Raw genomic sequence first — 6,103 nt, 5'->3', positions numbered from 1 at the left:
GTCGGCGCCCGTGTCCGCGCCGGTGTCGGCACCGGTGTCGGCGCTGCCGTCGGCGCCGCCGTCGTGCTCACCGGGGGCGGGGGGCTCGGCGCCGGCGTCGGCCGGGCCGTGCTCGTCACCGTTCGGGCGGCGGATGTCGTCGTCGCTGATGGACATGGCTCCTCCTCCTCCTCGGCCGTACGGGTGCCGGATACCCTGATCAATTGCCGGCAAACGACGCGGTGGTGTGCTGGACTGGTGGCATGGAGGTTCTCGAGGCGCACGGGCGGGCGATGGACGTGTTCGACCGGGCCGTGCGGAAGATCGAAGCCGGATCCTGGGACGCGCCGACCCCGTGTTCGGAGTGGACGGTGCGGGACCTGCTGAACCACCTTGTGTACGAACAGCTCTGGGTGCCCGATCTGCTCGGCGGGGCCACCGTGGCGGAGATCGGAGACCGGTACGAGGGCGACCAGCTCGGCGACGACCCGGTCAGGAGCTGGACGGAGGCGTCCCGGGCGGCTCGGCGGGCATGGCTGGCGCCGGGGGCGCTCGACCGGTCGGTGCGGCTGAGCCGCGGTGCCACCCCCGCCGCGGAGTACTGCCAGGAGATGACCATCGACCTGGCCGTGCACGGCTGGGATCTGGCCACCGCGCTCGGCGCCGAGACCGAGATGGGCGACGAGCTGGCCGGCTTCCTGCTGCGGTCCGTCGAGCCGCACGTCGACAACTGGCAGGGCATCGGCATCTTCGCCGCGCCCGTTCCGGTTCCGGCCGACGCCGACGCGCAGACCCGGCTCGTCGCCCTGCTCGGGCGCGACCCCGATTGGACGCCGGGTTAAACCCCGACGACGTGGGCGCGGTCACACTTTCCGCTCGCGGTCAGTCATATGGAGTGGGGCCGAACGGCCCCGCGACGATGTGAAGGGGCTTTGACCGATGAGCAGCAGAACGAAGTCGATTCTCTACTGGACGACGACGGCGATCATCGTGTTCGTCTGGTTGTCCGGTGGGATCGCGGACCTCATCCGCCGGCCGGCGACCGCCGAGGGTGTGATCGCGCTCGGCTATCCGGCCTATGTGCTGACGATCCTCGGTGTCTGGAAGGTCCTCGGCGCCATCGCCATTGCCGTGCCGGGTTTCCCCCGGCTCAAGGAATGGGCCTATGCCGGCACCTTCTTCGAGCTCAGCGGCGCCCTTGCGTCCCACGCGTGGTCCGGATCCACGGTGAACCACTTCGTCTGGCCGGGCTTCTTCCTCGTGTGCTCGGTGGCCTCGTGGGCGCTGCGCCCGCCGGGCCGGGTCCTCGGAACCCTGTTCCCGGCCAGCGTCTGGCAGCAGCTGACCCACCCGCAACTGCACCTGCACCGGCGGACCGCCGAGCCCGCCGAGCCGGCCGCGGTGAGCTGACCGGCCACGGCGTCGAACCCGGCCGTACCGTCACGCCGTGACAGCGGACAACCGGGTCGCCGGCGAGCCGTACGAGGCGTACGTGGGGCGGTGGAGCCGACCCGTCGCCGAGGAGCTCGTGCGGTGGCTGGACGTGCCGCCGGGACGGCGATGGCTGGACGTGGGCTGCGGCACCGGGGCGCTGACGGCGACCGTGCTGGCCGTGGCGGATCCCGCCGAGGTCGCCGGCGTTGACCAGTCCGAGGGATTACTGGCCACCGCCCGCAACCGGGTCGCCGACCCGCGGGCCACCTTCCACACCGGCGACGCCCGGACGCTGCCGTGGCCCGACAACGGGTTCGACGCCGTGGTCAGCGGGCTCGTGCCAGCCCGCCCCCTCCGGAATTCACTGCGGTCGTCGCGTTCCAGCGAATGGTGCGGTTACCGGGGTGACTGTGGCTGGGTGCCGTCACGGTCCCCTGAGGTTCCGTTGGTAGGCCCAAGAACCGGACTCGACCGCAAGGACCTCCGGGAGCGCCCGCGCGCCGCCCTACCGTCCAATTCGGACGGACCCGTCCCGCTCACCGCCCGCGCGTGGGCGGTCCGCGGGACCGTGACCCGCTAGCCCGACGTCAGCTCCCGGAACGCCTGCGGCGGCATGCCGGTGAGCTTGCGGAAGATCCGGCTGAAGTAGGCCCGGTCGTGGAAGCCGACCCGCCTGGCCACCATCTGAATGCTGTCGTCGCTGTCCCGCAGCCGCTCCTTGGCCTGCTGGATGCGCAGCCGGTTCAGGTAGTCCCATGGGGACAGACCGAGCTCGCGGTGGAACAGCCGGCTCAGGTAGTCCTCGCTCATGCCGGCCGCGTTGGCCACCTGCCGCCGGGTGATCTGGTGGTGGTAGTGCTGGTGCAGGTAGGCCAGCGCGTGCTTGACCAGCAGGCCGCTGCGGGCCGACGGCGGGCCGCCCGGGGCAAGCAGCCGGCCGAACAGCTCGACCAGCTCGGCCTCGGACAGGATTCCCTTGCCCAGCAACACCGCGCGCCCGTGCGGCTCGGCCCGGTGCACGTCGTCGGCCGTGATCGATCCTCCACTGAGGACGATCGCGGGCAGGTCCGGCGCCGAGCAGTGCAACCGGTCGAGCACGTCGAAGCCGTCCATGTCGGGCAGCGACTTGGCCACCACCAGCAGGCTGGGCGGCTCCTGGCCGAGCAGCGCCAGCGCCGTGGTGCCGTCGCCGGCCAGCCGCACCGGGTGGCCGGGCCGGGCCTGCGCCACCAGCCTGCGGTACCGCTCCCGGGACGCCGGGTCCGGCTCGGCGATCACGATCGGCCCGCACGCCTCGGCCGGCCGCGCCGCCGTGATCACCTCGGCCAGGTTGCGGGCGCGGTCGAGACCGTAGATCAGGAACGGGGTCCTGGCCAGCCGCGGGTGCTCGTGCAGGTGGCGCACCACCGACCAGTCCTCCGGCCGGATCTCGCCGAGATCCCACGCCACCGCGGCCGGCCGGAGATCCTCCAGGATCGCCGCGAGGTCCTCGCCGGCGTGCAGACGCCGCACCGGCAGGCCCAGCCGGCGGCCGACCGCGACGGCCTCGGCGTGCGTCTCGCCCGCGGTCAGCAGCGCGTCGGCCCGCTCGGTGGCGCCCGCCTGCCCGCCGGGGGTGGGCAGCGGCAGCGCCACGTGGAAGGTGCCGGCCTCGAACCGCAGCGTGCCGTTGTGCAGCGTGATGAGCCGGCTGGTGATCGGCAGGCCGAGACCCGTGTCCGGCGCCCCCTGCCCGGTGGTGTGCACCCGGATCCGCAGGTGCGGCGGGAGCACGTCGGCCTCGACCCGCACCCGGCCGGCGCGGGCGGCGCTGCCCTGCAGGGTGACCAGCGCCTGCCGCAGCCGGCGGCGGTCGGCCATGATCAGCGGCAGCCGGCCGGGCAGCCGGGTGCGGAACACGTCCTCGATCACCGCGCGCGGGTCGACCAGCTCCGCGGACAGGTCGAGCGTGTCGATCTCGGCCCGGGACAGGTCGAGCAGGTCGCAGATCACCCCGAGCTGGTGCTCGGCGCTGACGTTGATCTCCTTGAGGCTGTCCACCAGTCCGGCCGGTGCGGCCGGGAGCGACTCGACCGCCTCGAGGGCCGCGGCCACCTGCCGCAGGATGCCCTCGACCGGCGTGCGCAGCTCGTCGCTGACGCTGGACAGCAGCGTGGTCTTGACCCGGTTGGCCTTCTCCGCGGCGTCCCTCGCGGCGCGCACCTCGCCGAACAGGTTGATCTCCTTGAGCGCGGCGCCGATCTGGTCGCCGAGCGCCCGGTACACGCCGCCGTCCGGCGGGCCGACCTCGAACAGGCCGAACCCGAGGAGCTCGTCGTGCACGTAGAGCGGCTCGGCCACCATGCTGTACCGCCGGTCGGCGGGCAGCACGGCGTCCAGCGGCGCCGACGAGTCGAGTGCCAGGTGCCAGCGCGGGATGCCCAGCCCCGGCAGCTGCCGCTCGAGCACGCCGTGCATGGCCGGCATGTCGACCACGGAGGACAGCGCGCTGCCCAGCTCGCGCAGCTGCCGGGCGGTCTGGTCGGCCTGCCAGCGCTCGTACTCCAGCAGCCGGCGGCCGGCCTCGGCGACCACCAGCCGGGCGGTGGCCAGCAGGTGCTCGGCGCCGGCCGGCGCCTGCCGGTGCAGCGCGGCCAGCGCGGCGTCCCAGGCCTCGATCTGGTGGCTGCTCGTCGCCCATGCGCGGACCATCCGGTCGACCTCGCCGAGGAACCGGTCGGCGGGGCCGTCGAAGGCGGCGAGCAGCTCGGCGCGCGCGGCCTCGGGAATCCGGTCGAGGCCGGTCGGGTCGTCGGCGATCGGCGTGCCGGGGCACCCGCACGACCGGCGGATCACCAGGGTCGACGCCGGCGTGGGGGTCTGCGGCGCGGGCAGCTCCCCCAGCCGGCATAGCAGGGTCTCCACGGCCAGCTCGCCGAGCTCGGCGAACGGCAGGGACACCGAGGTCAGCGGTGGGTCGGCGAGCCGGGCCTCGGGCGAGTCGTTGACGCCGACGACCGAGACGTCCTCCGGCACCCGGATGCCGCGCTCGGCCAGCACCCGCAGCGCGTCGGCGGCCAGGAAGTCGCTGCACGCCACCACGGCGTCGAAGTCGAGGCCGGGGCGCAGCCCGCGGGCGTCCAGCAGCACCCGCATGGCCGCGGCGCCGGCGTCCCTGCGGAAGTCCACCGGCGCCGACACCAGGGTCCGGTCTAGCGGGATCCGGTGCCTGGCGAGGGTCTCGGTGTAGGCGCGGTAGCGCTGCACGGTGACCGGGTTGGCGTTCGGTCCGCGGATGAAGGCCAGCTTGCGGCGCCGGTGCACGGCGATGAGGTGGCTGATCGCGGTGGCCGTGCCGCGGTAGCCGTCCAGGGTCAGCGGCCGGTCGTCGCCAAGCGTGCCGTTCACGCTGACCGTCGGCAGCCGGCCGAACCGGCGGGCCAGCCGGGTCGCCCGCTCGTGGCCCTCCGGCAGCCCCAGCGTCGACGCCCAGCAGATCAGCCCGTCCAGCAGGTCCGGCGCGACCAGGTCGTACACCGAGTTGGGCGGCCGGTCGGTTGCCTGGACCTCGCCGCCGGGAAAGCAGATCAGGTTGACGTCGTGCCGGCGCGCGGCGGCCAGGACGCCGGACCACAGGGTCGCGCCGACGCCCAGGTGAATGTTGGCCGTGACCAGACCGATGGTCGGTCGGTCACGGCCAACAGAGCGGGCACGCGGTGGGGTGTCAGCCCAGTGTCGCCGCGCCGGAACACTGCGCAACATAATGTTCACATGGTGACCGAAGGTGGCCTCCAGCCACAAGGCGCGGCTGCCCGCGTCATCAGGCGACCTTGCCGACACCCGCACCGCTCATGACGATCGACTTCACGTTGCCGGACGGGTCCAGCGAGTAGGAGTACGGGATCGACCGCACGCTGCCGGTGCACCCCGATGTGGATCCGGCCGAGCTGGCCAGGGTGTTGTTCCGGACGGTCAGCGCGCCGGGCGGGGAGCTGCCCTCGCCGCAGTGGTACGCGTCGCGGGTGTTCTCGAAGTAGTTGCCCTCGACCAGGACGCCACCCTCGAGTGTGGACGCGACACCGTAGCTGGTCACCCCGCCGTAGTAGTTGTTGTAGACGTGCACGGGGTTGCCGAACCGCACCCGCGGGTGGCGCTGGTTGGTGCCGTTGAACCAGTTGTGGTGGTAGCTGACCCGAAGGTGGCCGCGGTCCTGGCTGCCGTTGCTGTCGCTGTGGCCGAGCAGCATGGTCTTGTCGTGGTTGGAGAACTTGTTCCACGAGACCGTGATGTTGTCCGAGGCCCGCTTGATGTCCAGCGCCCCGTCGGCGCCGTTGAAGTTGAAGTCGTTGTGGTCGATCCAGATCCTCGTGGACCCGTCCTGGACGTTGATCGCGTCGTCGGACCAGTTGCGGAAGTTCAGGTTCTGGATGATCACGTTGGTGGCGCCGTCGATGTCCAGCCCGCCGCCGGTGATGCCGGAGCCGGAGCCCACACCGAGGATCGTCTTGTCGGACGCGACGTCCTGCATGCCGCTGATCGTGACCATGCCCTGCACCCGGATCACCCGGGGTCCGCTGGCCTGCATGTTGCTGATCAGCGCCGACCCGCTGGTGACGGTGACCGGGCTGGCGCTGCCGCCGCCCGTGGTGCCGGCGCCGAACCCGGTCGGCGTGCCGACCGCGGCCGCCGGGCTGGCCGCCCATACCGTCAG

Annotated in this window: 5 protein-coding genes; 3 read left to right on the top strand and 2 right to left on the bottom strand. The window is 72.7% G+C overall.

Features of this window, described 5'->3' with window-relative positions:
* Positions 1-242 precede the first annotated feature (242 nt).
* The 3 genes from VGX25_RS02955 to VGX25_RS02945 all read left to right on the top strand — a co-directional run bounded on the left by VGX25_RS02955 (position 243) and on the right by VGX25_RS02945 (position 1,993).
* Positions 243-821, top strand: coding sequence for a TIGR03086 family metal-binding protein (locus tag VGX25_RS02955; protein WP_326916001.1), 579 nt, complete (start codon positions 243-245; stop codon positions 819-821).
* Between the two features lie 97 nt (positions 822-918).
* Positions 919-1,389 carry a DoxX family protein gene (locus VGX25_RS02950; protein WP_326916000.1) on the top strand — a complete coding sequence of 157 codons (471 nt, stop codon included), beginning with the start codon at positions 919-921 and terminating at the stop codon, positions 1,387-1,389.
* Between the two features lie 37 nt (positions 1,390-1,426).
* Positions 1,427-1,993, top strand: coding sequence for a class I SAM-dependent methyltransferase (locus VGX25_RS02945; protein WP_326915999.1), 567 nt, complete (start codon positions 1,427-1,429; stop codon positions 1,991-1,993).
* Here the strand turns inward: VGX25_RS02945 and VGX25_RS02940 are convergent.
* Together VGX25_RS02940 and VGX25_RS02935 are read right to left on the bottom strand one after the other, a co-directional pair.
* Complete coding sequence (locus VGX25_RS02940; protein ID WP_326915998.1) at positions 1,990-5,154, bottom strand: substrate-binding domain-containing protein; 3,165 nt, start codon at positions 5,152-5,154, stop codon at positions 1,990-1,992. The two genes, VGX25_RS02945 and VGX25_RS02940, sit on opposite strands and share 4 nt — an antisense overlap.
* A 58-nt stretch (positions 5,155-5,212) precedes the next feature.
* Complete coding sequence (locus VGX25_RS02935; protein WP_414635705.1) at positions 5,213-6,103, bottom strand: pectate lyase family protein; 891 nt, start codon at positions 6,101-6,103, stop codon at positions 5,213-5,215.

The sequence above is a fragment of the Actinophytocola sp. genome (assembly GCF_035942955.1).
Classification (GTDB): Bacteria; Actinomycetota; Actinomycetes; order Mycobacteriales; family Pseudonocardiaceae; genus DASYTH01.
Note: the sequence above shows the minus strand (reverse complement) of the source record. Positions and strands in the feature narration are given on the sequence as shown.